The 25,089-nt window shown below is 59.2% G+C and carries 17 protein-coding genes; 8 read left to right on the top strand and 9 right to left on the bottom strand.

The window, feature by feature from the left end; genetic code table 11:
- Positions 1 to 366 precede the first annotated feature (366 nt).
- On the top strand, positions 367 to 570 hold the full coding sequence (locus LJF34_RS27535) for a hypothetical protein (RefSeq protein WP_231189792.1): 204 nt from the start codon (positions 367 to 369) through the stop codon (positions 568 to 570).
- 24 nt (positions 571 to 594) lie between these two features.
- On the opposite strand, the gene glmS is transcribed toward LJF34_RS27535, so the two are convergent.
- The 3 genes from glmS to LJF34_RS27520 form a co-directional block, all read right to left on the bottom strand.
- Positions 595 to 2,409 (bottom strand): glutamine--fructose-6-phosphate transaminase (isomerizing), encoded by a 1,815-nt coding sequence (gene glmS, locus LJF34_RS27530; RefSeq protein WP_231189788.1) that lies wholly within the window; start codon positions 2,407 to 2,409, stop codon positions 595 to 597.
- Between the two features lie 363 nt (positions 2,410 to 2,772).
- Positions 2,773 to 4,203 (bottom strand): helix-turn-helix domain-containing protein, encoded by a 1,431-nt coding sequence (locus LJF34_RS27525; RefSeq protein WP_231189785.1) that lies wholly within the window; start codon positions 4,201 to 4,203, stop codon positions 2,773 to 2,775.
- 263 nt (positions 4,204 to 4,466) lie between these two features.
- Positions 4,467 to 5,042: a hypothetical protein gene (locus LJF34_RS27520; protein ID WP_231189783.1), complete on the bottom strand. Its 576-nt coding sequence runs from the start codon at positions 5,040 to 5,042 to the stop codon at positions 4,467 to 4,469.
- A gap of 511 nt (positions 5,043 to 5,553) precedes the next feature.
- Here LJF34_RS27520 and LJF34_RS27515 point away from each other — a divergent pair.
- From LJF34_RS27515 to LJF34_RS27495, 5 genes are read left to right on the top strand one after another with little or no spacing between them, the layout of a single operon-like run.
- On the top strand, positions 5,554 to 6,924 hold the full coding sequence (locus tag LJF34_RS27515; protein WP_231189781.1) for a nucleotide sugar dehydrogenase: 1,371 nt from the start codon (positions 5,554 to 5,556) through the stop codon (positions 6,922 to 6,924).
- Positions 6,925 to 7,881, top strand: a complete 957-nt coding sequence (locus tag LJF34_RS27510) for a glycosyltransferase family 2 protein (protein ID WP_231189779.1) — start codon at positions 6,925 to 6,927, stop codon at positions 7,879 to 7,881.
- Positions 7,878 to 8,939 (top strand): DUF354 domain-containing protein, encoded by a 1,062-nt coding sequence (locus LJF34_RS27505; RefSeq protein WP_231189777.1) that lies wholly within the window; start codon positions 7,878 to 7,880, stop codon positions 8,937 to 8,939. Before LJF34_RS27510 ends, LJF34_RS27505 begins: the two co-directional genes overlap by 4 nt.
- A gap of 40 nt (positions 8,940 to 8,979) precedes the next feature.
- Positions 8,980 to 10,986, top strand: coding sequence for a hypothetical protein (locus LJF34_RS27500; RefSeq protein ID WP_231189774.1), 2,007 nt, complete (start codon positions 8,980 to 8,982; stop codon positions 10,984 to 10,986).
- Between the two features lie 47 nt (positions 10,987 to 11,033).
- Complete coding sequence (locus LJF34_RS27495; RefSeq protein ID WP_231189772.1) at positions 11,034 to 11,951, top strand: NAD-dependent epimerase/dehydratase family protein; 918 nt, start codon at positions 11,034 to 11,036, stop codon at positions 11,949 to 11,951.
- Positions 11,952 to 12,138: 187 nt separating this feature from the next.
- On the opposite strand, the gene LJF34_RS27490 is transcribed toward LJF34_RS27495, so the two are convergent.
- A complete protein-coding gene (locus tag LJF34_RS27490; RefSeq protein ID WP_231189769.1) occupies positions 12,139 to 13,407 on the bottom strand; it encodes a DUF1616 domain-containing protein in 1,269 nt (422 codons plus the stop codon).
- Positions 13,408 to 13,452: 45 nt separating this feature from the next.
- Positions 13,453 to 15,201 carry an asparagine synthase-related protein gene (locus LJF34_RS27485; protein WP_231189767.1) on the bottom strand — a complete coding sequence of 583 codons (1,749 nt, stop codon included), beginning with the start codon at positions 15,199 to 15,201 and terminating at the stop codon, positions 13,453 to 13,455.
- A gap of 700 nt (positions 15,202 to 15,901) precedes the next feature.
- On the opposite strand from LJF34_RS27485, the gene LJF34_RS27480 reads away from it, so the two are divergent.
- Complete coding sequence (locus tag LJF34_RS27480; RefSeq protein ID WP_231189760.1) at positions 15,902 to 16,702, top strand: FkbM family methyltransferase; 801 nt, start codon at positions 15,902 to 15,904, stop codon at positions 16,700 to 16,702.
- Positions 16,703 to 16,756: 54 nt separating this feature from the next.
- On the opposite strand, the gene LJF34_RS27475 is transcribed toward LJF34_RS27480, so the two are convergent.
- Entirely contained in the window at positions 16,757 to 18,208 is a 1,452-nt protein-coding gene (locus LJF34_RS27475; protein ID WP_231189759.1) for a hypothetical protein, read from the bottom strand.
- Positions 18,209 to 18,481: 273 nt separating this feature from the next.
- Between LJF34_RS27475 and LJF34_RS27470 the strand changes: the two genes are divergently transcribed.
- Entirely contained in the window at positions 18,482 to 19,801 is a 1,320-nt protein-coding gene (locus LJF34_RS27470; protein ID WP_231189758.1) for a polysaccharide deacetylase family protein, read from the top strand.
- 628 nt (positions 19,802 to 20,429) lie between these two features.
- Here the strand turns inward: LJF34_RS27470 and LJF34_RS27465 are convergent.
- The 3 genes from LJF34_RS27465 to LJF34_RS27455 form a co-directional block, all read right to left on the bottom strand.
- Complete coding sequence (locus LJF34_RS27465; RefSeq protein WP_231189757.1) at positions 20,430 to 22,682, bottom strand: flippase; 2,253 nt, start codon at positions 22,680 to 22,682, stop codon at positions 20,430 to 20,432.
- Between the two features lie 91 nt (positions 22,683 to 22,773).
- The gene (locus LJF34_RS27460; RefSeq protein ID WP_231189754.1) at positions 22,774 to 23,214 is read right to left on the bottom strand and encodes a hypothetical protein; all 441 of its coding nucleotides are present in this window, start codon (positions 23,212 to 23,214) and stop codon (positions 22,774 to 22,776) included.
- Positions 23,215 to 23,276: 62 nt separating this feature from the next.
- Positions 23,277 to 24,734 (bottom strand): hypothetical protein, encoded by a 1,458-nt coding sequence (locus LJF34_RS27455; protein ID WP_231189751.1) that lies wholly within the window; start codon positions 24,732 to 24,734, stop codon positions 23,277 to 23,279.
- Positions 24,735 to 25,089: the final 355 nt, after the last annotated feature.

Raw genomic sequence — 25,089 nt, 5'->3', positions numbered from 1 at the left:
GCGGATCGGCCATCCGAAAAACCGAACTGCGATTTCGGTGAGCGCACACGAAATGTACTCTCTCCCCCTTCGATTCCACCCCGATATCCGACTTCATCCCGAGCTACCGCTCTCCATTTCAGTGTTTGGAAGGGTATGGATGACAGCTGTCCCAACAGACGTCTGCCACGGCGACGCTGGGACATTTCTTACTACTCAGTACTGGTAGTAATAAGTTTTGGCTCGCCGGATATCGTTCGTTTCAGCCGTTTTCACATATCTGTCCCTTGGTCTTTCATCCCCGCAAATCCATCCTTGCTACTGACATCTTCGATACCCGTTTACTCGGTGGATAATAATGGTCCGTCCGGGTAACCCAGAGAAACGATGTCCTCCCCTGATTGGAGTATTCGATATCTCTCGCTCGGTATCTTCAGCACCGGTGGAACGGCGTTCACGTGGATGTTCGACAGCGCGTTCGTCATCTACGTCGCGCTGGCGACCGTTTTCGCGTTTGCGACGCTCGCGCTCTTTCACGCCCACCGACTTCGAACCCAGCCCCCGCGAAGAAAAACGGACCGCACTCCATGACACTACCGTCGTCCCTTCCGTGGGTTATTCGACCGTAACGCTCTTTGCCAAGTTTCGTGGCTTGTCTACCGGCCGGCCCAAGTTCTTCGCTGCGTAGTAGGACACCAACTGCAGCTGAACGTTCGCCAGCAGTCCCGACCACATGGGATGTGTCTCGGGGATTTCGAGGAACGCATCGGATATCTTCTCGGCGGGGTGGTTCGCGTGTGCAACCGAGACGATCGGCGCGCCGCGCGCCTGTGCCTCCTTGGCGTTCTGGAGCGTCTTCTTGTCCTTGTCGCCGTTGAACAGCGCGAACACGGGCGTGTCCGGCGTCACGAGCGCGAGCGGCCCGTGTTTCAGTTCGCCGGAGGCGAAGCCTTCCGCGTGTTCGTAGGTGATCTCCTTGAACTTCAGTGCGCCCTCCTTGGCGACGGCGTTGTTCAGCCCACGACCGATGAAGAAGAACGCCTCGCTCCCGGTGTACCGGCTAGCGATCCGTTTGGCGGTCGTGGTATCGAGGACCCGCTGAACGTGTTCGGGAAGCTCCTCCAAGTCCTCGAGCAGTTCCGCCTTGTCCTCCGGTGCGGTTGCCGTCTCGATGTCCTCCGCGAGGCGGAACGAGAGAAGCGAGAGCATGACCGCTTGCGAGGAGAACGTCTTCGTGGCGGCCACGCCGATTTCGGGGCCGGCGCGGATGAAGAGCGCGTCGTCGGCCTCCCGGGCCGCGGTCGAACCCATCACGTTCGTCACCGTGACGGTCCGTGCGCCCCGCTCTTTCGCTCCGCGGAGTGCGCCGAGGGTGTCCGCCGTCTCTCCGCTCTGCGTGACGGCGATGACCAGCGTGTTCTCCGTGACGGAACCGGTCGCCGAGTCGACGTACTCGCTGGCACGGAACGCCTGTGCGCGCATCCCCGTCTGGTTGAGGAGTTGTTGCCCGTACAGCGCCGCGTGGTACGACGTTCCACAGGCGACGAACTGCACGTCGTCGACGCCTTCGAACGATCCTTCCGGGAAGGCTTCGAGGTTGACCCCGCTGTCGCCCACTCGCCCCTCGATGGTGTTGGTGAGTGCGTTAGGCTGGGTGTTGATCTCTTTGAGCATGTAATGCTCGTATCCGCCTTTTCCGGCGTCCTCGGGGTCCCAGTCGATTCGTTCCACGTCGCGAGTGACCATGTTACCTTCGAGGTCGGTCATCGTCACGCCGTTCGGTTCGAGGACGGCGACGTCGCCGTCCTCGAAGTACACGACCCTGTCCGTGTGGTCGAGGAAGGCCGGAACGTCGCTGGCGAGGTAGTACTCGTTGTTGTCCAGTCCGAGGATGAGCGGCGATCCCTGTCGGGCCGCGTAGATGGCGTGGACGCCGTCGACGAGCGCGGCCACCGCGTAGCTCCCTTCGAGGTCGTTGATGGTTTTGCGGAACGCGTCTTCGATACTCGGCGAGTCATCGAGATAGTATTCGAAGAGATGTGGGATGACTTCCGTGTCGGTATCGCTCGTGAACTCGTGGCCCTTTCCTTCGAGCCACTCCTTCAGCTCGGTGTAGTTCTCGATGATACCGTTGTGGACGACGGCGACGTTTTCCGTCTCGCTGGTGTGCGGATGGGCGTTCGCGTCGGTCGGCGGACCGTGCGTACTCCAGCGAGTATGGCCGATACCGACGTTCCCCTTCGGGACGCTTCCGACGATGCTGTCTTTTAGCTCGGATATCTGTCCCGAGCGCTTGTACACGGAGATTCCGGACCCGTTCTGGACTGCGACGCCGGCGGAATCGTAGCCTCGGTATTCGAGGTTTTCGAGCCCCGTTACGAGTTTCGTAATCGCATCTCCTTCGCCGATGCGAGCGATGATTCCGCACATCCTACATCTCCTCCGTTCGTCCTACGGGCCGCTCGTACTGTCGCTCCGGACCGGTACGTCCTCCCGTATCGTGGACCAAGCCGGAACGAACTGCCGCACGTCCGTCTAGTGTGTCAGGGTAGTTCATGGGTGTGTCCTATAGCCCTGCCGCCCCAACCACAGGAGACGACTGGCTCTTGTCTTCCACGTTTCTCCCTAACCCCATTACTATAGACTGATTAAGGGGGTATCTTAGCAGGGATGTAAAACGAATATATCCGCACCAGATGCGGCTTCTATCCGGCTCGAATGTAATATGGATGACTTAAATTTGCCGAATTTCACCGTCGAATCTGTGTGTGTGCATGGCAGCTTCAACCGCTTCTACTCCTGCTTTTTGGATGAATTGTTCGTATTCCCCGGTTCCTGGCCGTAGAGAATAACGATGTTTTTCCGGCCGATATTGATCTTGCTGACTTGTTCTCTGTCTTCCATTTTCGACAGCAGGCGACTGACCTTCGATTTCGACCAGCCGGTCCGCTCGATAATCTCTCCTTGTGGAAGGCGCCCGCCGTTTTCGCGCAGGAGTTCCAGTACGCGATCCGCATCCGTCGTCATCGTTTCACTCTGCGCCGGCGGTTCTGGTTCCGGTTCGCGTCCAGTTCTCGTGTCGTTACCGAACAGCATCGGGAGCCATTCGGTTCCGTTTCGCTGTACCAGCAACCCGGTTCCGACGAGGAGGCTCAGGAAAACGAGATACAGTCCTCCCGTGAGAACGCGGCTATTCGGGTTCGTTCCGAACCCGTGTTCGAACCCGTCGCTCAGCCCGTCGCCGTCGCTGTCCTTTTTCAGCGGATCCGTTCCGATTTCCACTTCCTTTCCGTCCCGCAGTCCGTCGTTATCGCTGTCGACTTTCGACGGGTCGGTTCCGAGCGCCTTCTCCTTCCCGTCGTTCAGTCCATCGTCATCGGTATCCGATTTCGTGGGATCCGTGACGCTTGCGACCTCCTCGCTGTCGTTCAGGCCGTCGCCGTCGGTGTCCTTGTTCGTCGGGTTGGTTCCGACGTCCAACTCCGCAACGTCGGTCAGTCCATCGTCGTCCGTGTCGGCCCGACTGACGTTCGTCCCCTTTTCGTATTCGACCCCATCGATCAGCCCGTCCGCGTCCGTATCCTTACGCGTTGGATTCGAACCGACGCTTATCTCCTGATTGTCACGAAGGCCGTCGCCGTCCGTGTCCGCGTCCGTCGCGTTCGTTCCGTAGTTGTTTATCTCCTCGCCGTCTTCGAGTCCGTCCTTGTCGGAATCCTTGCTCGAGACGTTGGTCCCGATCTCGATCTCCTTCTCGTTCGTCAGTCCATCGCCGTCGTCGTCGCCCGTCTTTATCATGAGGTAGACGGGAGCCGTCCGTTTCGCGATGACGTTGGTACCGTTTTCGACGGTGACGACGGCCGTTTGACGGCCGCTTGCGTTCGACGAAACGCTTCCGAAAGTGAAGTTGACCCGCTCTACCGTGCTAGCATTGAACGAGACGTCTCGACACGCCGCGGCACTCGTCGTGTTGTCCGGCCCGCGGAGGTTCGTACAGACTTGATAGCTCCCGGAGCGATTTCCTGCGTACACCGTCACGCTCTGATTGTGTGGATCCGACTTCCAGAGATAGGTCATATTCGCTCCCGATTTGGCGACACCTGATCCGGCGTACGTGACGCTCTGAATGACGAGTTGATTACCCGACGGTGCTGCACCGGCGGGGGCGACGGTGGCGAGGAGAAGCAGGCAGATCGAGAATATCGCTAGGTGCCGGTTTGTCATATTGTTGTGGGGTCTGGCTTCCAGTTTCGTCCAATGAACCGTTCTATGTTTGGTATTTCCGCGCTGAGTATTTTTCCTTTGGGGTTGGATTTCTACTGAGTCTATCTGTTGTATTTAGCCTGTCTTACTAGTAGGTTACGACCGCATTCGTTTGCACTGCTCGAAACCTCGAAAACAGAGATGTGTGAAAACGAGAACACGATTCGTATTAGCAGCAAACTAATACTGAAATACTTCTTCTTTCTCCAGCTACGTACCCGGCGTTACGCGAATCGGTGTCCGAGCGTCAGTGTCCAGAACATCCCGAGAATCGCGAGTCCGACCGATCCGTGCGGGAGCAACGAGAAGGGTGAAAGACCGAGCGTCGACCCGGCGAGGAGCGTCGCACCGAGACCGGACGCGCCGAGATAGTATCGTTCCCATCGGGTCGGGTTGTGTTCGTCCTCCCCCTCGACGTCGTCATCGCTCGTCCCCGGTTCGAGGTACTCGTACAACACGTCCGCAGCGTCCGTCTTTCTAACCGTTCCACGGCTCTGGTCGTATTCGATGATACCTTCCTCGTCGAGTTTCGGGAGGTGGGACTGGTACAGTGGGATGTACACGCGCTGGCGCTCGCTGGACGTGATCGCCTGAACGGTGCTGTCGTTTTCCCACGCCGCGACCTGCTCTGCGATGTCGCGCATCGAGACTTTTCCCTCCACGTCGTGGAGGTAGCGAAGTACGTTACGGCGCCGCTCGTTCTGAAGGAGGTGATAGACCTGGTCCTCACCTAGCTCCACGGATGCGCTCGTGTCTATCGTCGGAGACTGTTCTTTGACCTGTTGTGTCGTTGCGCTCATACATGGTGGGTTCGTCGGGGGGATAATAAACGGAGAAGCTGCTCCCGGAAGTTGCAGCCAGTTTTCGAACGGTTTATTCCTGTTTTCTTATCTTTCAAACCGTTGTATCGAGTTTATCCGGCCTCTGTATTGCGGTTTCATTCCTACATGTATCTTCATACTACTGTGATCTGTGTTCTTTCTGGGACCACCGATTTACTGTTGGAATTTGCGACTCTCCTGACCATCGGACGTGTCTACTATTACGCGTGCGTGATTAGTTGTTGCTCTTACTTGTCTCGAACCAACACCGTGTTCCGTGTCATCTATCCACATTAATTTCACCTCGGAAAAAGCCAATTTTGCGGTACGAGGCCCTTAGTCAGTGTATAATAAAGGCTACAGGGTTTGATGGATTCTAACGAGGAATGCGTCTGACCGGAGAATCCGAAGGAAATCAACCTCCTCTTTCCTTCGATACCTGTCTTCGGTACGGACGGTAACGGAGCACCCGAATGGAGGACCATCACCCATGAACTCGACGATAGGAAACATAGACGGCCAGCGGGACTACGCCGGAAGCGACCAGAGCGACGTAACGAAGAGCCGGGAGGCGACGATTTGCGTCGTCGGTCTCGGCTACGTCGGACTCCCGTTGGCGGTCGGATTCGACCAAGAAGGGTACAACGTCGTCGGCTTCGACATCGACGACGGGAAAGTCGATACCCTTCGCGGCGGCACTGACACGACGGGCGACCTCGGTGACGACGCGATCGCCGAGAGCGAAATCACCTACACGAACGACCCCGAGGAGATCACCCGCGCGGATTACGTGATGATCGCGGTTCCGACGCCGGTCGACGAAAACGACCAACCGAACCTCGACTTCGTGGTTGCGGCCGGACGTACCATCGGTGAGTACATGTCGCCCGACACCACCGTCATCCTCGAATCGACGATTTTCCCCGGTGCGACGCGTGAGGTCCTCCTTCCCGCACTCGAGGAAGCGTCGGGATTGACGTGCGGCGAGGATTTCTTCGTGGGTTACTCCCCGGAGCGTGCGACGCCGGGCGACCCGGAACACGGTCTCCGTGACGTGGTGAAAGTCGTCGGTGGGATGAACGATGACGTTCGCGACGACATCGCCGAACTGTATTCGACGGTCATCGACGCGGGCGTTCACAAGGCCGCTTCCATGGAGGTTGCGGAGGCGAGCAAGGTTGTAGAGAACATCCAACGCGACCTGAACATCGCCCTCGTGAACGAGTTGGCGATGGCCTTCGACAGCATGGACATGGACATCGACACGCGTGCGGTACTCGAAGCGTCGGGTACGAAGTGGAACTTCCACGACTATCGACCGGGACTCGTCGGTGGACACTGCATCCCCGTCGACCCGTATTTTTTCATCCACCGCTCCAAACAAGCCGGATTCGCACCGCCGCTCATCCAACAGAGTCGTGACGTGAACGAGGCCATGCCGACTCACATCTCGAACATGATGATAAAGGAGTTGAACCAGTCCGGAAAGGCGCTCCGCGATAGCCGCGTTCTCATCCTCGGGATGACGTACAAACCGGACGTGGCCGACATCCGCACGTCGAAGGTGGACGGTATCATCCGCCAACTCCACGAGTTCGACATCGAAACCGTCGGCTACGACCCGCACGGGGACAACGAACTCATGACCGAGGAGTTCGGCGTTGCGATGCAGGAGGACGACGAATTTTCCGTCGAAGGATTCGACGGCATCGTCCTCGCGACGCCCCACCGCGAGTTCTACGACCTCGACTTGGAGAAACTGGCGGCGGAGATGAACGACAACCCATCGTTCGTGGACGTGACGGGCGCGTTCGACGCCGAGAAAGTCACCGACGCTGGATTCTCGTATCGGAGGGTGTAGATGTACGAAGGGCACACGATAGGCGTCGTCGTGCCCGCGTACAACGAAGAAGGGTTCGTCGGCGACGTCCTCGATTCGCTTCCCGACTTCGTAGACCGCGTCTATGTCGTAGACGACGCCTCGACCGACGGTACGTGGGACGAAATTCGAGCGCACGCGGCGATAGAGCGTGCGCCTCGCGCCGGTGAGAGTGACGACACCGACGGTGACGTCGTCGCCATCCGGCACGAAATGAACAGGGGTGCCGGCGCGGCCATCAAGACGGGATACCTCGCCGCCCGCGAGGACGGGACGGACGTGACCGTCACCATCGACGCGGACGGCCAGATGGACCCCGACATAATGACGCGCTTCCTCGACCCCATCGTCGCGGGCGATGCGGAATACGCGAAAGGCGACCGTCTCTCGAATTCGGACTTCCGCCACGAGATGCCGAGATTCCGTCTACTCGGCAACTGGATGCTGACGGGATTGACACGTATCGCCAGCGGGTACTGGGATGTGACCGACCCACAGAACGGCTACACCGCGATTTCCCTGTCGGCGCTCGAAGCCATCGACCTCGAAGGGATGTACGAGTACTACGGCTACTGCAACGATATCCTCGTCAAACTGAACGTGGCCGGTATGCGCGTCGCGGACGTGGACATGCCCGCGACCTACGGCGACGAGGAGAGCAGCATCCGGTACGGCGACTACATTCCCAAGGTCTCGTTCATGCTCCTCAGGAACTTCTTCTGGCGACTCGGCTCGCGCTACCGAACCCACCCGCTCGGAATCGCCTACATCTTCGGCGTCGTGAGTGGGTTGACGGGTATCGCGCTGGGATTCCGAGCGCTCGGGTCGACCCTCACCGGGACGAAAAACGACGATGCCCAAAAATCGCTTACGTCGCTCGTCATCGGTGTGGTCGGAATCCTCGTCGGGGTTCTCCTCGATAGGAGGGAGAACACGTGAGGGTGTTCGTCACCGTTCAGCATCCGGCACACGTCCACTTCTTCCGCAACGCGATCGCGGAACTGGAGGGGGACGGCCACGACGTTCACGTCTTCGCCCGCGAGAAGGAGATGGCGGTCGAACTGCTCCGACGATACGACATCAGCCACGAAGTACTGGCCGGCACCGCCTCGGGACTGTCCGAACTGGCGCGAGTGCAGGCGACTTACGAGGCACGTCTGCTCCGACGTGCGTTTCAGTTGAAACCCGATGTGATTACGGCGATCGGCGGCGTCGCGGCCGCACACGTGGCGAAAGTCACGGGCGCGCAAAGTGCCATCTTCTACGATACGGAGCACGCGAAACTCATCCAGAACCTCGCGTTCCCGTTCGCGAACGCGGTTTACACCCCTGATTGCTATACGCGAAACGTCGGTTCGAAACAGGTCCGGTATCCCGGTTACCACGAACTCGCGTATCTTCACCCCGACCGCTTTACGCCGGACCCGGCAGTGGTCGAGGACCTCGGTTTGGACCCGGAGGAGACGTTCACCGTCCTCCGCCTCGTCGAATGGGGTGCCTCGCACGACGTGGGGCAGGGCGGATTCGACGACGTGCGCGACGTGGTGGAACGGCTGGAAGACGCGGGTTCGGAGGTACTCATCACGTCCGAACGGTCGCTTCCTTCCTCGCTCGAATCGCGTCGGGCGACCGTTCCGCCCCATCGAATGCACGACCTGCTCGCCTTCGCCGACCTGTTCGTCGGTGAGGGCGCGACGATGGCCGCGGAGAGCGCCGTCCTCGGCACGCCGGCCATCTACGTCAACACGCTCACGATGGGGTATACGGACGAACTGGACGAGCGTTACGAACTCCTGTTCAACTACCAACGGGGGGACCGACACGCGAGGGCGCTCGAAAAAGCAGTCTCCATCCTCGAAGGCGACACTGACTGGCAGGAACGTCGGGAGCGACTGCTCGACGACAAGGTCGACACGACCGACATCATTGTGCGTGCGATTACGGGGCGGTCCCGGAACGCACGCGGTCGGACGAAACGACCGGACGCGGAGGTTTAAATACGATGATGGAACCACGATTCGACGAACGGAGGTACTGATGTCCGGGAGAATGTCTGGCTGGCTACGACAGCGACGGTTCGACGTCGATGCCGCAATTATCGGCTTCGTTATCGCGCTCGGACTGTTCCCGCTGCGGTTTTTCGCCTCGCAAGTGTACATCAAGACGATACCAATCGTCCTCGGACTGGGCTGTGGGCTCTATCTGCTTGCGATTCGCAACGACCGCGAGACGATGCACGCCTATCCGTCCATTTCACGGATAGTGGCCCAACTCCTACCGAGCATCTGTTTCGTGATGATGGCCGCCATGGTCGCCGTCGCGTTGTACACAGGCCAGCGGTCCCTGCTGTTTCACCTCCTCTCGGGGGCGACGGGGACGCTCATCATCCTCCAAATTGTGTTCGTGGACGAGGAAGACCTTCTCCCGTCCTTGCTGTTGGTCCAGATTCTCGCTCTGGCGTACGTCATCCGATTCATGGCGGTGTACACCACGCCGTCGTACATCGGAATCGACATCTGGACGCACATGACCCAACTGGCGGGCGGCGTACTCGAACAGCACTCCCTCTCCGCGATGAACGGGAACAAACACATCGCGGCACCGCTGTTCCACTTGCTCGTTTCGTCCTCGGCGATGCTGTACGACGTGTCGCTCCGCAACGCGCTGTACCTCTCGGTCGGCGTCGCGATCCCAATGACGATCCTGCTCATCTACGGGGCGACGAAACTCCTCGTCCCGGCGCGCTGGGCGGTGTTCGCGGCGATGCTCTACTCCGTCGGTGACTACTTCATCGAGTGGGGTATCCACATCATCCCGACGAGCCACGGACTGCTGTTCTTCGCCGCCATCCTCTATGCCCTCTTGCGCATCATGCGGTTGGAGTACAACGCACGGGACTTCGCCCTGCTCGTGTTCCTCTCCATCGCCATCATCCTGACCCACCAGGTATCGACGTTCATCATGCTCGTCGTCCTGTTCTCGGGGTTGCTCGCCCAGTTCGTCCTCAAACTGGGGCTGTTCAAGACGACGGCCCGGCGGCCGGGCGTCTACCGGAAACTGGAACCGGTCAACCTCGCGGGACTGCTCGCGTTCGACGTGGGGCTCATCACCTTCATGTGGTCGTTCACCCCGTACAACGGGAACTCGTTCCTCGAAACCGTGCTCCTGTACCTCGAAGAGACGCTGGTGTCGAGCGCGGGGCTGTTGAACCTCGCGAGTAACAACTCCGAGTTCATCTCCCTTCCCGCCCCGACGCTCGTGCAGAAAGTGGCGACGTATATCGATACGATGGGATTCCTCATCCTCTTCGGCTTGACCATCGTCGGCTGTCTGTACGTCTTACGCCGAAAGAGAATCTCGCATGCGGTATTCACGCTCCTGTTCGCCACCGTTGTGATGACGGGGTTCACCCTCGGATTGCCGATGTTCGGTATCCGTAATTTCATCCCGCAGCGATGGTTCGCGTTCCTCTACGCGCCGATGGCCATCCTCGCCGCCCTCGGCGTCGGATATCTCGTCCACAACCTCAACCGAAACGTCGTCGTCGCCGCCCTGGTCGTCGTCGCGCTCCTCTATCCGAGCGTGATGGTGATGTCCAGCCACGGCACTATCGACAGCCCCGTGTTCAAGGACAAGCAGGAACGCTTGACGTACACGAACTCCGAGGTTGCGGCGGTGTACACCATCGCGGATATGACCGGTTCGCCCGACTCGGCGAACATCGCATCGAGCCAGTTGATCCATACGGACCATCCGTATCAGACGGTGTTCTCGAGAACGGGGTCGTATCCCGCCGCGGCGGTCAACCTCTCCGCTGATGATAGGGACGGACCGACCGACCACCCCATTACCGTCTATCGACGGTACCAGTCCACGGGGGCGCCCAAATTCCTCCTCGTGAAGCAGGTGATGGTGAACGATAACCAAACGACTGCCAGCGTTCCCGCTCGTCGCCAGGTGTCACAGCAACAGATCTGCCGTCCCGACCAGAGCGTCCTCTATAACAACGGCGACGTGATGCTCTGTGCGAATCGGACGATATAGGTTTCCGTAGGGGAATCCTTTTCTCTCACCCTCTTGCATGACTGTCCATGCAGGGACAACGCGTTCTCGTTACTGGGGGTGCCGGATTCATCGGCTCGAACCTCGCGAACCACCTCGCCGGGGAGAACGAGGTCGTCGCCATCGACGACGGCTATCTCGGAACCGAGGACAACCTGACCGACGCGGTTGAGTTCCACGAACGAAGCGTCCTCGAAGACGACCTGCCGACGGACGTGGACGTCGTCTTCCACCTCGCCGCTCTATCGTCCTACGCGATGCACGAGGAGAACCCGACGAAGGGCGTCAGAGTGAACGTGGAGGGGTTCGTCAACACCGTCGAACAGGCGCGGGAGGACGGTTGTGATACCGTCGTGTACGCGACGACCTCCTCCATTTACGGGAGTCGAACGGAGCCATCGCCGGAGAACATGGACGTGGAAGTTCACACCGGCTACGAAGCGTCCAAACTGGCCCGCGAACGCTACGCCGAATACTTCGCCCACCACTACGACGTGAACATGGCCGGGATGCGATTCTTCTCGGTGTATCAGGGGTACGGCGGTGCGGAAGAACACAAGGGGGAGTTCGCCAACATCATCGCCCAGTTCGCGGACGACATCGCGAACGGCGAATCGCCGAAAATATACGGTGACGGCAGTCAAACGCGGGACTTCACGTACGTCACCGACATCGTCAGTGGTCTCGAACTCGCGGCTGATTACGAACTGACCGGCATCTACAACCTCGGTACGGGGGAGAGCTACGACTTCAACACCGTCGTCGAGTACATCAACGAGGAACTCGGAACCGACGTCGAACCGGTGTACGTCGAGAACCCCATCCCGGAGGGCGTGTACGTCCACGATACGATGGCCGACGTGAGCAAGTTCTCCGACGCGACCGGCTGGGAACCCGAAATCAGCTTCGAGGAGGGCGTCCGTCGTGTCTGCTCCCAGTATCAGTAGCCCGTTCGTCTCTTCTTGTCACCGTACGGTCCGACTGCGACCACCATCAACGACACTCCGTCGTAGGACGGGCGTGTGAACCCAACGCGGCATAAAATCGGCCCCTATGTCCGTGATAAACGGTGAATACGATCAGCAGGAAACGGGACCGTTCACGCCCGACGGCGTTCGGCTATCGTCCCGAACGTCACGAGAAGAGGCCACCGTCGTCCTCGGTCGTCGTGGTAGTGGTAGCCGTCGATGTCGTTCCCGCTGCTGTCGTCGTGGTGGTCGTCGGCGTCGATTGCGAACTCGTCGTCGTTTGACGCTGTGTCGTCCGGCGCTGGGTCGTTTGTCGGCTCGTCTGCTGCTGTGTCGTCTGTTGTTGCTCCGTCGTCCGTTGTTGTGTGGTCTGTTGCTGTTCCGTCGTCTCTTGGCCGCTGTCCCCGCCATCGTCGCCCTCTCCGGCGCTGTCTCCGCCATCGTCGCTGTTTTCACCGCTGTCGGTCCCCCGATTCTCGTCGGCCGAGCTCGCCTGATTCGTGGGTGCGCTTCCCGGTGAGACCCACGCGCGCGTCGTTATATATGGCTCTCCCGACGCGGACCCCTTGTAGAGGCGGAGGCGAACGCGGACGTTGTCCCCGGTGAACGCCGGGTCGCCGGTGAGCTTCACCTGTTTTTTCTCCCCCGCGTCGACCGTGACCTGTTCTTTGGCGAACTGGGACCGGTCCGTGACGCTCCCCCCTTCGACCCGTTCGATAACGGCGACGACCGTGTACTCCGTTCGTTCCCGCTCGTAGCTGTGAACGTTGACCGTCACGCCGTCTTCGGCGAGGTTCGTGTTGTACATTGTATTCGTCTGACCGTTCACATCGTTCGTGTTCACGTAGAACTCGGTGAACGTCTCTCCCTGTGGCGGGTTGAGAACCGCGAATCCGACCGTCGACGCGAGCAGGACGAAGCTGATGACGATACCGACGTTCAGCGCCACCGTCAGGCCCCCACCCGAACGTCCGCTCGGGTTGAACAGCACCTCCGGAACGCCGGGCGAGTATCGCCGTTCGGCCGGTACGCGTAGTCGTCGGACGAACGCTATCGCCGCGAATATCACGGTAAAACCGACGATACCGTACAGAATCGGGTGTACGCGAACGCCCCACGGCGTGAAGTTGGAGAGCGCGGCTATCATCGGGACGATGGCGACGCTGAGCGCAACGGCGAGCGCGATCCGCTCGGGGCCGCCGACCGCGTACGCGGCATCGTCGTTCCCCGAACCGAACGTCCGATTCTCGTCTTCTTCACCTTCCGGGAACACTGCTGAGATGAGCACGTATCCCGGGAGAAAGACGACGAGCGGCAGAACGAGGGCAACACGCAATCGTCCGCCGAGTTCAGCATATGCGACGATTCCTCCGACAACGGTTAGCATGAGGGCTAATACGAGGTCGAGAAACCACCAGCGGCCATTCGTACTCATTGCCCTGAAAATCGGTCGGAGCGGGTTTTATTATACGGCTGCTAATCAGTTTTCCGACGGAACCCCGTCGGCTCCGCGTCGTTTCGAGCCCGCTTCGCCGTTCGCGTTGCGCTCGTTCGGCATGTACAGAACGTCCGTCGGGTTGACCATGTTCTCCGAACACTGAGCGACCCAGCCGACCATATCGTTGATTCGAAGCTTGTGACGCGACGACAGGTCGTGAATCGTCTCGTTTTCGGGGAACAACCGCTGGTCCAGGTTGTAGCGGTCGTACACCTTCTGTCGATCGGGCCACGCCGGTTCGAACTCCGTGATGAACGGGAGCTTCCGCCGCGCGAACTGCTCGATTTGGGACAGCAGCGTCGAGGTGTACGGACGGTCCGGGGGACGGTGACGGAACAGGTCCTCGTCCAGCTGCCGAATCGCCCGGATGAACGTCGACGTGTTCCGGTACTCCGGCGGCGTCTGTAGGTGCCACTCCAGCAGTTCCGTGTCGGCCGCGATGAACGATTCGAGGTAGTTGTCCGCGAGGTGCGTTCGGGACGGAATCGTCGGTTGGTTGCGGATGCTGAACAACGCGAGGGCGTTCTGCACGGAATCGGTGCGACTCCAACAGCGGTCGAACTCCGCGTCGATGGCTTGGCGAACGAATTTCCCGGCCGCGTCCGAGTCGACGGTGTACTTCTCCGCGACCTTCCGGCTCCGCTCGGGGAGATACCCGAAGTTATCCAGCGAAGCCTCGACCGGGTCGGGGTTCTCCTCCATCTTCTTCGTCGGAATCTTCTTTCCGAACAGCTTCACCTCGGTCCGCTTGTGGCCGAATCCCTTCAGCAGCGTGTCGAACAGCAGGGCGTGATACATCGTGTCCACTTCCATCTCGCTGTTGTAGCCGGCGTGATGGATGTGAATGGATTCTTTGATTCCCTGCGTGTCGCGAACTTTCTCCTCTCCGGGCGTGATGTACCGGTCGTTCGTCACTAACGTCGTGTGGTCCACGCCGTACTGTTTCGCCAAGCGACGGGCGACTTTCACCTCCTGTGCGTTCGGCATTCCGACTGTGTACGTGTGGTCGAGGTTGGGGAGCTGGGACAACAGCGTTCGCGAATCGTACCCCGCTGACAGCAACAATCCCTTCTTGCCCGGCTGGCGCGAGCGGAGTCGGATCGCACGCTGCATCCGTTCCGCAAGCTCGTTCACGTAGTCCATTTCCCGTTCATTGTAGACGAACCGGTCGAGTTCATCCGCTTCCTCGGCGGTCAAGTAGCTGTCGAACGGCGCACGGTGCAGTTCGTGAAACAGCGTTTTATCGCCGAGAACGACGCCCATGTGAAGGAACTCACCGACGGACTGACGGCGCATCGTCGGGTTGTCGATGGTTTTCGCGACCTCCGCCGCGTCGGAACCGAACACCCGAACGCCCGGGTCGTCGGTGTAGAAACACTCCCACGACCGAATCGCGTCGGTGAGGAGGATGGACTCCCCGCCGTGTTCGATGAACGCTAAATAGGACCCATTGAGCGAGCGGATTGCGTCCGTCCCCTGCTCGGCGTACTGCTCCAACAGCCATCGTGCGGGCTCGGACCACCCTCGTTTGTTCGGATACGCTTCGCCCCAGATGACACACGACCCGAGTTCCCCGGAGTACGAAGCACTCCGTCCCGGAATCCCGAGTCCCGTATCCCGAATACCGACGGTTCCGACGTCACTCGTTACGATGTCGTCGAACTCCCGTTCGGAACGGAATCGTTCGAATTCGTCTCGGTCACCAAAGACACCAAATATCTCTTTGTTCATCGTTCGTGCTCCTCCGTTGAATCCGCTGGCGGTCGCTCCGTGCCACGGCGGCATCGGACTGCTCGCCGATTTCGTCTCATGACTTCCTCTCTCGCTCGTGTCACGGTTGGCTCTACTACTACCTATTGCGTCAACGAGGGTTAACTATACACAGTATAACATCAGGAAAATTGTGTTTAGGCGGCTCTGAAACGGTTTGCACCCACTGAGACGCCCCCGTCTTCGTTTGGAACGTGATACGGATTCGGGCGGACGTCGTCAGTCTCGCTGCGAGCGGATGGGCTGAGGAAAGGGCCGCCTTCGCTTTCCTCGTTGATCGTGCGGCGGGGGTGAACCGATTCGGCAACGGATGCGTTTTCGTCGACGGCTCCCTGTTCGACGATACCGTGGTTGTCGTTCCGGGTCGAATTTCCAACCCGTCCGTGACGACTTCCTCGACCGGGTTTCGGCCACCCGACCGAAGAGGGACGTTCGCGGTGTCCCTCGATCGTCGTTCACGTGACCTGTCGTCGTTCCTCGGAAGAAAAATAGATTCTTGAAGATTTGTAATTTTTCACCCTCTTTAGTTATTAAATATATGGTTTGACCTGACGAATGTCCGTCCGGAGTTTTATTATGCGATTACTAAGTCGATTTATCCGCTCCCTTCGAAGCTGATTACCGATGATATATTTATAAGCCTACTCCCGACGTGTGTTGTATGCGTGACTTGGAGCGATGGGCCGCCCAAAGCCGCCTGTGGGATCTCTGTAAACGGGCGGGTATCGCGCCGGCAATTTCGACGCTCTACTGGCATGCCATACTCGCAGTCCATCTCTGGTCTGTTCCGGTTACTATCGGGGGAACGACGGTCGAGTTCGCGACCGACTCCCGAACCGAATATTCTCGGGTAACGTCGCTCGTCGGCGAACAAACCGTCATCGAATCCCTGTTGGACGACGTCCGCGAATCGGACGTGGTGTACGATATCGGGGCGAACATCGGGACACACACTTGCTTCGTCGGGAAACGTCTCGAAAGCGGGTTGGTGGTCGCCTTCGAGCCCATGCCGACGAACGCGGTCCGACTTCGCCAAAACCTTTCCGCGAACGTCCCCGTGAGCCGGTGGAATGTCGCGGAAGTCGCGCTCTCCGACGAGGACGGCTCCGGGGCGCTCGCGGTCAAAGGTCACAGTTACGGTGAAGGAAAACACGCGCTGTCCGTGGACGGGGAACTCGATATCGACGTCTGTCGAGGTAAAACGGTGGTGGAATCCGGACAGTATCCCGCACCGGACATCCTCAAGATAGACGTCGAAGGGGCCGAACTACGCGTTCTCCGTGGATTCGATGACGTACTTTCCGAGGTGAGGGTCGTCTACGCCGAACTCCATCACGAGTTGAGTGCGGACTACGATACGACGACTGCGGAAATAGAAGCGTTCCTCCGTGACCACGGATTCGAGGTGGAGTGCTTGAGCGAACGCTCGGATGCGTACCACATCCGAGCGGTCCGACAATAGGTGTCGGTTGAAGCGACTTGGGCCGAAGCGACGGCGGGGATGGACGGTCGGTCGTTAGAACTCGTTGCCCCAGCCGTCGTAGCCGTCGGCGCTGTTGTCTTCGATGCCGTTTTCGAGGTGGCACTTCTTGACGTAGACGTCTTCTGCGGAGGACTTGAGCAACAGGCCGACGTCGCCACGTCGCGATCGAGCGGAGACCCCTTCGATCCACGTCCCGGTGCCTTTGTCCGTTATTGCGTGGTCCTCCGAAACGTAATTTCCCTCGTAGATGAGACAGTTGTCGGCGTCGTTCGTCAGCGCGCGCCGACCCCAGCCACCGCCGTAGTCGATGTTGACGCCACGGAACTCGGAGTCGTCACGGTAGTTGTGGATGGCACTTCGAGTTCCTTCGGTCGGTGCTTCGCCGCTGATGGTGACGTCCTCGACGTAGACCGGGTCGTCGGCCTCCTTTATCTTGATGACGGGACCGCCACCGGTCTCGTGTTTGATGTGCGTGTGTTTGATACGCGCCATCCCGGCGGATTCCCGAACCGAGATCGCCGTACACGGGCCGTCGGTACGAGCCGTCACGGTGCAGTTGTCGACGTAACAGTAGTTCGAACCGTGCGTGATCCAGATGGCCGGACTCTTCTCGACGTTCGTCTGGAAATCGACGTTTTCGGCGACGAGGAGTAGTCCGTCTTCCATGCGGAGACCGCGCTGGGCGATTCCGTGCGTGTTCTCCTTGTCCACGACGATGGTCGCGTCCTTGATGTAGCTGTTGAACCCGCCGAGGCGGACGTTCGCGCCCGTGCTGTTCTGGAAGCGGCCACCTTCGATCTGAATCGAACCGGACCCGTGTGCGGCGTACAGCCCGTTGTCCGGGAAGCTCCCGAGAATACAGTCGCGGAAGGTCAGCGTCCCTTTGTTGTTGTTCGAGAGGATTCCGGTCGGACCGCGCCACAACGCATCACTCGGCGTATTTCCTTCCCACGCGGCTCCGTCCGGTGCGTTGAAGTTCTCGACGAGCCCTTCGCCGTTGGGATCGGTGATGACGAACCGTCCTGGCCCCCACGTTCCGCTGTCGTGTTGTCCAACGATTTCTATGTCCCGAACCATGAGACCGTCGTCGATTGCGGCTTCGATGACACGAATACCCGTGTCGTCCGCGGTTTGGTCGACGGTGAACCCTTCGATTCGGAGGTCGTTCCCCGGGTCGTAGTCGACTCCCATTCGGAAGAGGCGGTAGTTCCCGTCGCCGCCCTCGTCGAAGTCGTGATAGCTCGCCGGAACGAGTTCCGCGTTGTCTCCCACCATGCCGAAGTTGTCGAACCCGGTAAAGCGGAACTGGTCGTCCATGTAGTATCGACCGGACGGGAAGTAGAGCAGTGTATCGTCGTCCGCGTGCTCCTGTAGCACGGGCGTTATTGACTCGTTTCCGTCGTCGTCTGCGCCGACTTCCGTGATGTCAATAACCGTATCGTATTGGTCTTCGTAATCGGATTTGCTCGCTGAAGCAGAACCCATAATCGCGGTCGATGCTGCGATTGCTCCGGTGAGTTTGAGATAGGTTCTACGGCTAGTAATGCTTCGATTTTTCGTGTCTGACGCCATCAAACGACTCCAATCAACCCCTCATATTAATTATCTGGTGCCTAGTTCAGTTCCTCCCCGTTTTCCCTCTGTTGGAAACGTTGTAAACGGTGTTTTACCCCCCGATTTTTCACATGCACAATCGTTGACATTGCACTCTTAAGCGCCATATAAGAAAATACCTATGTCCGTTTGGATATGGTAGCGATGAGACGACAGACACGACGCACGTTTCTGACGACAGTCGGCGCGGCCGGTATAGCTGGTCTCGCCGGATGTGCCGGTGGTAACGGTAAAGAGAAATCCTCCACGACGAGTAGCACCGGAAGCGGCAACCAGGAGACCACCTCCACCAAGGGTAGTGGCGAGGAGACGACGACGGAGAACGGTACCACCGAGCAACCGTCCGGTCCACAAACGTACGAGGGCTTCGAAAAGCTCGGTGCGTGGAGCGCCGTCGATGGAGAGGGAAGCCTCAAGAAGAGTACGAAGATGAAGTACGAAGGCTCCCAGTCCGCTCACGTCGTCGGGAGCAAGCAAACGAAAGACGGGATGATACACCGCGTCAACTTCGCGGAAAAACCCGCCGACTTCAGCAACCAAAACCTCTCCCTCGCGTTCAAGTGTACGTCACACGACTTCGTGAAGATCGGCGTGCAACTGTACGCGCCGGACCGCGGTCACATCGTCGAGATGAAGCGGACGCTCTACGGACCGAAAGGGAAGTGGGTTCGCGTCAACCTCGGCGTCACGAGCGACATGGACCCGAAAAGGGTGGACCTCTCGAAGGTGTACGAAATCCGTATCATCGGCCGCTCGACGGACCCCAACACGACCAAACCCATCGAGTTCTACGTGGACGACCTGAAGACGGTGCCCGCACCGGAGAAGGGTATGGTGATGCTCAGCTTCGACGACGGCCTCGAATCGCAGTACACGAAGGCGTTCAAGATGATGCAGAAGTACGGCTTCTCCGGCGTCGACGCCATCATCACGGACGCCGTCTTCGACGACGGGTTCCTCACCCAGAGACAGATGAGAGATATGGTGAAGGACGGATGGGACATGATCTGCCACCCGAACACGCAGTCGGTGCCGATGGACCAGCGTCCGAAGGCGGAACAAGAAGAGCTCATGAAGGAGTCACAGCGGTGGCTCAAAAAGTACGGCTACGACGGTCACAAATACATGGCCGTGCCGAAGAACGTGGTCGGCCCGAACACGTTCGAACTCGCACAGAAGTACTTCGACCTGACGCTCTCGTTCGGGGCGTCGCCGAACGCGCTTCCCGTCATCCAGAAGGACACCATCCTGTCGCGGATGGGGACGTCTGATATCAAGAGCGTCAAACAGAAGATCGATCACGCTGCCCGATACAAGCAGCTGTCGCCGCTCCTGTTCCACAGGATAGGTGGACAGGACGGCGTCCCGGAGAAGAAGTTCGAGAACATCCTGAAGTACATCAAGAACCAGAACGTCGAAGTGGTCACCCTCACCGACTTGAAAGACAAGGGAATGATCGTCTGACGACGGACGACGACGCCTGTCATCCGCTTTCTCCGCCCACCCCCCGCACGACCATCGTGCGTCTCTTTGTTCTCCCGCCGCGTTTCCGGCGGGGTTTCGGTGCAGGATTCCGATTCGACGGACCTTCCGAGCCCGTCGCATGGGCGTGACTCGGTCGGTTCTCTTCCGCCGTTTCCATCCGTGACGTCTCCCCCGTGGCGGTTTCACTCCTCCCTCGTGGATACCCTTGCTGTGGTTTCGGCTCGGTTCCAGGGCTCCTCACACCGCTCACAGCCACCCTTGCTCACCGAGTGGTGAGTCGATTCGCCGGACGACAGCTCTCCTCGAATCCGGTCCACCGTCGGCTATCGTGGTCGGATTCCCGAGTCGCCGTTCGTCGGCGCACGCGATTCGTTTAGCACGTCGGTCGTGATGACGCTGGCGAACTCGGAACCGTGACGTCTGTGCGTCGGTACACTCGTGGCGACGGACGACGCTCTCGCTACGAGTGTGAGGAGCTTCCCGGACTTCCTCGCTCGCCGTGCCGTTCAGTACGTCTCCGGTACGTTGGACATGAAAGAGGACTCGTCCCGCGTTTATTCACGGGTTCGCCGCGAACTACTCCGATCGCCGTCCGGGCCGCCTGCGCTCAGGGCGACGTGGAGTTCGTCGTCGTGGTGGTTGTATTCGACGTAACTGTCATCCCTGATGCGGTTCCCGTACTCGACGCCGTTCCCATGCTGGACGTAGTACTCGTATTCAACGTCCCCCCCGTGTTGGAGGTGGTCGCTGTAGTCGTCGGTTGGGTCGTGGTCATCGTGGTCGTCGTAGTCGACCCGGTCGAACTCGTGGTGGTGGTCGGTTGGGTCGTGGTTGCTGTCGTGGTGGGTGTCGTCGTTGTCGATGGTGGCGAGGTCGTGGTCGTCGACGAGGTCGTCGTAGACGGTGGTGGACTCGTACTCGTGGTACTCGTCGTCTGCGGCGGCGTGGTGGTGTCCGCCGTCGTGGACGGTGTCGTGGTTGTCGATGGAGGTGACGTGGTCGCCGTGGTTTCCGGTGGTGGATTCGTCTCCGAAGTCGTCGGAGTCGGCGTTTCCGTCCCCTTCGTCGTGGACTTCGTTGGCTCTTCGGTGGTTCCGGATTCGGTCGGTGTCGTGCCGCGCGTCGTTTCGATCACCGTCGTCTCCGTGACCGTTTGCGTGTCGTTCATCGACGATCCCGGATTCGCGCCGCCGATTCCGCCGATTCCGGGGTCAAGGAACGCGTACCCGATTCCCGAGACGAACAGCAGGATTCCGGCGACGACCATCAGTTTCTGTATCGAGTCGGATGACATCTTGTTTTCTTTCATTTTGGTATGGAGTAGTTCGGCCCGCGAGCCGAGCGGTTCGGGAAACGAGGAAAGCGTCTCGAAAACCTCTCCGAAGCCGAGTGCACCCGTGGCAAACGCGAAGAAAGCGAACACGCCGAGGCCGAGTGGCGGGACCAAAACGAGTGCAAGCGGGACGTGAACTCCTGCGATGAGGGGCCGCACGTGGAGGAGATGGGCGAAGACGAAGATGGGCGGCGCGGAGAGCACCGTCGTACCGATGATTCGTCCGAGGCGGGCGTCCGACAGCGGGTCGAACCCGACCCGTCGGGCGCTCCAGAGGTGGAAGACGAACATCGATCCGTAGCCGATACTCGTCGAGACGGCCGCCCCTTGCATTCCGAATCGGGGGATGAGCAGGAAGTTCAGGACGAAGTTCATGCCCGCCGCGGTCCCCGTTGCGATTATCGGGAACTTCAAGTCGCCTTTCCCCTGCGAAATGGCGAGGATCGGGCGTGCCACCGCGAACCCGAGCGACCCCGGCAGCAACAGGAGCAGCGGCATGACCGCGGGCATGTACTCCGTTCCGAAGTAAATCGGAACGGCGATGTTCGCGAGCGCCGCCAGTCCCAACCCCATCACGCCGGTCAGGAGGAACGTGTAGCGGGTCGTTCGTGCCGCCAACCTGGAGATGCGTTCGGTTTCGCCGTTCGACCACAGTTCCGACATGGAGTGGACGAACACCGTCTGGAGCGCCAGCGGGATGAACCAGAGGAACTCCGCGAGTTTCAGCGCGGCGCGGTAGTATCCGACCTGCTCGTTGCTCCCGGACATCAACTGAAGCATCAATATGTCAACGTGGTACAGCGACATGAGGAACAGAATGAGCACGATGGACAGCGAGTTGAACGTCAACATCCGCCGTCGGGGGAAGTCCTCCGGTGTCGGTCGAAAGAAACTCCGCAACGACGTCCGCCTGACGATGAGGACGAACCCGATGGCCGCCACCATGGTCGCGGCGGCTATCTTCCCCGCCAACGCGCCGAGGACCGCTATTTCGAGCATCCCGCGATGACGCATGAAGTACACCAGCGGCAGGGCGACGACGAGGAATGTTAGCTGCTGAACGACTTTCAACGGCTCCGAGTAGCGTTCCAAACCGAACCCCATCAGCGTTCGGCGGGTGTACGCCTGAAACTGGCTTGCTATCGTCATCACGATGAGGAGGTAGAAGTACAACTCGTACTCCTGACCGAAGATGGCTCCGACGACGCCGGACCACGTCGCGAGTGCGAGCACTATCGCGCCCACGACAGCGAGCAGGAGTGCGAGTCGGAAGTAAAAGCCGACGACGTACTCCTCCCAGCAGTCCATCTCGTGTTCCTCGGCGATGAACTTTCGAACGCCGTCCGAGATGCCGGAACTAACGAGTATCATGAACAGCGAGAACACCGAGAGGACGGTGGTGTAGACGCCGATTCCGGTCGGTCCGAGCAACCGATACAGAATCGGGGTCGTCATGATGCCGATGACGAGTGTGAGAACTTTGGTCCCGGCAACCGAGAGGACGCCGCTCAGAATGCTTCGTTGCACGGAAGTCCCCCTGATACAGTGCTCGTCATTCCAGTATCTAGTATCACAGTCTTGCTAACGGGACTTTATTATGAATCGGATAGACCCTGCTTTATGCGTATCCAAGGTCCTGTAATCGTTGTCCGACGTCCACCGACGCGTCCCATTCTATGCTGTTCCCTTCTCTGCTTTTCCCTTCGTCTCCCATCGTGATCAGCCGCGTGCATTCACCGAACGCTTCGCCGTGATTCGCGGTCACGTAGGCGGTGTCGCGGAGGTCAGCACCGTCGAAGCACGTCTCCAGAAAGTTGGGCGTCGAACTCGACTTCGTCTGTCGTGGTTGCTGCTCTCCGGGAAGCGTATCGCATTTTTTGAAGGAGTCGCACCGGCATGCATCGAGAATAATGGGGTTGTCCCAATCCTCGTCGAAAAACTCTACGGCGTCCGAGCGTGACTGTTTGCGCTGATAGTAGTATTTGCTCGGTTCCCGGGTGACGAGATATGACACCCGGGTGCCACGTCGGACACGCCGCATCGTCTCCGTGAGGGCCATGTACGGGACGATGGGTTCGTGTCTATATTATTATCCGTGACTTAAGTCTCCTTGCGCCCGAATTAGGCACTAAAGTCGTTACCCCAGCCGCGTACCTCGTTGCTTTCGTCGCGGATTCCGTCCACGATATGGCTCTTTTTGACGTACGTATCGTTCGCCGAAGCCGTCAATCGAAGTCCGGGCAAGTCACGTTTGGAGTTCGCGTAAATGCTCTCTATCCAAGAACTATCACCGTAGTCGATGATGGGGAACTCCTTAGAGCGGAACTCGCTCCTGTAAATGAGGTTGTTCGCCCCCGTGTTCTCCAGTCCCCGTCGTCGGGACGACCCCCGCTGTTCGATATAGAGGTCACGGAAGTCGCATTCGTCGCGCTCACACCGAACGGCTGCTCGTGCGCTCACGTGGCCGCCGTCCCCGACGAAACTGCTGTTCTCGACGTGTGCGGGGTTCTCCCCGTTTCGTATCCAGAGCGAAAATCCTCCTGCCGCTTCGTGGGTGAACGTGGAGTTCTTGATACGTGCCTGTTTCGTCTCCTTCTGCAACCGCAGCCCGTGACAGACCTCGTCCCCGGACGTTTCGATGTTCAGACCGTCCACGAACAGCAACCCGACGTCCATCGATTTGATGGCATCCCCGTTCGGGTCCGACACCTTGACGTCGCAGTTCATGATTCGCATGTATCCCGCGTTCTCGACGCGGATAGCGTGTTGGTTGCCGAGTCCGCTCGTCTCGTTGACGGAGACGGTTGCGTTCTTGACGATGCTCTCGTGGCCGCCGATCCGGATGCTCGCGGTCTGGCTGTTCTCGTAGTAACCGCCGTCCACGATCACCTGTCCGGAGCCGTCGGCGGCGTACAGGCCGTTGTCCGGGAATCGTCCGAGTTTGCAGTCCCGGAACATGATACTCCCCTTGTTGTAGCGGTTGCAGATGATGCCCGTCGGACCGCGCCACAGTTGGTCCGCCGGCGTATCTCCGCTCCATGCGCCACCGTCCGCGGCGCTGAAGTTGTCCACGAGCCCCTCACCACCGGAATCCGTGATGACGAACCGTCCCGGCCCCCACGTCCCGCTGTCGTGTTCCCCGTTGATGACGATACCTCGAACTGTCATTCCGTCGTCGACTGCGGCTTCGATGACGCGAACGCCGGTATCGTCGGCCGTTTGGTCGATGGTGAGGTTCTCGACGTGCAGGTCACGTCCCGGGCTGTACTCGATGCCGAGACGGAACAGGCGATAGTTCCAATCGCCGCCGTCATCGAAGTCGTGATAGTTGGCGGGAACGATGGTCGTGTCGTCTTCGCCGACGACGCCGAAGTTGTTGAAGCCCGTAAAACGGAACTGCTCGTCCATGTAGTATCGACCGTCGGGAAGATACAGAAGGGTGTCATCGTCGGCGTATTCGCGAAGAATCGGCGTGATGGAATTTCCCTCGTCAGGATCCGCACCCGCGTCGTCGACCAAGTTGACGACCGTATCGTAGTCGCCAGCGTACGGTATTTCTGCGCTCGCTTTGTCCGCCATCGTTCGTGTTCCCGCGGCGCACAATCCCGCGGCGGTCACTCCCTTCAAGAACGTTCGGCGCGTCGCTCCGATGGATGATTTCGTATCGTCAGTGTCGTTCGATTTTCGTGTGTCGGTTTGATGAGTCATTCTGAATCCCAATTTACTGACAACCGTCGTGAGAGAGGAACACAACCCGGATATGCCGGAACTCCGGCACGTCGGCAGTCCTGACGGTCAACAATAGTATCTACTAGTATCTTTCAGCCAAAGTCTGTGGCTTAGTAGTTCCATTCTTTAAGTAATCAAAGAGTGGCAACTCATGACACATACAGAGGGCACGAAAAACGATTCAGGTGGGCGATTTCGGTGCCGT

This window comes from Haladaptatus sp. DYF46 (assembly GCF_021083305.1).
Lineage (GTDB): Archaea > Halobacteriota > Halobacteria > Halobacteriales > Haladaptataceae > Haladaptatus.
The sequence above is the reverse complement of the archived record's forward strand: the minus strand, read 5'-3'. Positions and strand labels throughout refer to the sequence as shown.

Excerpts from the sequence above, each read along its gene's own strand:
- LJF34_RS27515 (WP_231189781.1), top strand. The coding sequence starts at position 5,554 with ATGAACTCGACGATAGGAAACATAGACGGCCAGCGGGACTACGCCGGA.
- LJF34_RS27475 (WP_231189759.1), bottom strand. The coding sequence starts at position 18,208 with ATGGGTTCTGCTTCAGCGAGCAAATCCGATTACGAAGACCAATACGAT.
- LJF34_RS27470 (WP_231189758.1), top strand. The coding sequence starts at position 18,482 with ATGAGACGACAGACACGACGCACGTTTCTGACGACAGTCGGCGCGGCC.
- LJF34_RS27510 (WP_231189779.1), top strand. The coding sequence starts at position 6,925 with ATGTACGAAGGGCACACGATAGGCGTCGTCGTGCCCGCGTACAACGAA.
- LJF34_RS27480 (WP_231189760.1), top strand. The coding sequence starts at position 15,902 with ATGCGTGACTTGGAGCGATGGGCCGCCCAAAGCCGCCTGTGGGATCTC.
- LJF34_RS27525 (WP_231189785.1), bottom strand. The coding sequence starts at position 4,203 with ATGACAAACCGGCACCTAGCGATATTCTCGATCTGCCTGCTTCTCCTC.
- LJF34_RS27490 (WP_231189769.1), bottom strand. The coding sequence starts at position 13,407 with ATGAGTACGAATGGCCGCTGGTGGTTTCTCGACCTCGTATTAGCCCTC.
- LJF34_RS27535 (WP_231189792.1), top strand. The coding sequence starts at position 367 with ATGTCCTCCCCTGATTGGAGTATTCGATATCTCTCGCTCGGTATCTTC.
- LJF34_RS27500 (WP_231189774.1), top strand. The coding sequence starts at position 8,980 with ATGTCCGGGAGAATGTCTGGCTGGCTACGACAGCGACGGTTCGACGTC.
- LJF34_RS27455 (WP_231189751.1), bottom strand. The coding sequence starts at position 24,734 with ATGGCGGACAAAGCGAGCGCAGAAATACCGTACGCTGGCGACTACGAT.
- LJF34_RS27485 (WP_231189767.1), bottom strand. The coding sequence starts at position 15,201 with ATGAACAAAGAGATATTTGGTGTCTTTGGTGACCGAGACGAATTCGAA.
- LJF34_RS27460 (WP_231189754.1), bottom strand. The coding sequence starts at position 23,214 with ATGGCCCTCACGGAGACGATGCGGCGTGTCCGACGTGGCACCCGGGTG.
- LJF34_RS27520 (WP_231189783.1), bottom strand. The coding sequence starts at position 5,042 with ATGAGCGCAACGACACAACAGGTCAAAGAACAGTCTCCGACGATAGAC.
- glmS (WP_231189788.1), bottom strand. The coding sequence starts at position 2,409 with ATGTGCGGAATCATCGCTCGCATCGGCGAAGGAGATGCGATTACGAAA.
- LJF34_RS27495 (WP_231189772.1), top strand. The coding sequence starts at position 11,034 with ATGCAGGGACAACGCGTTCTCGTTACTGGGGGTGCCGGATTCATCGGC.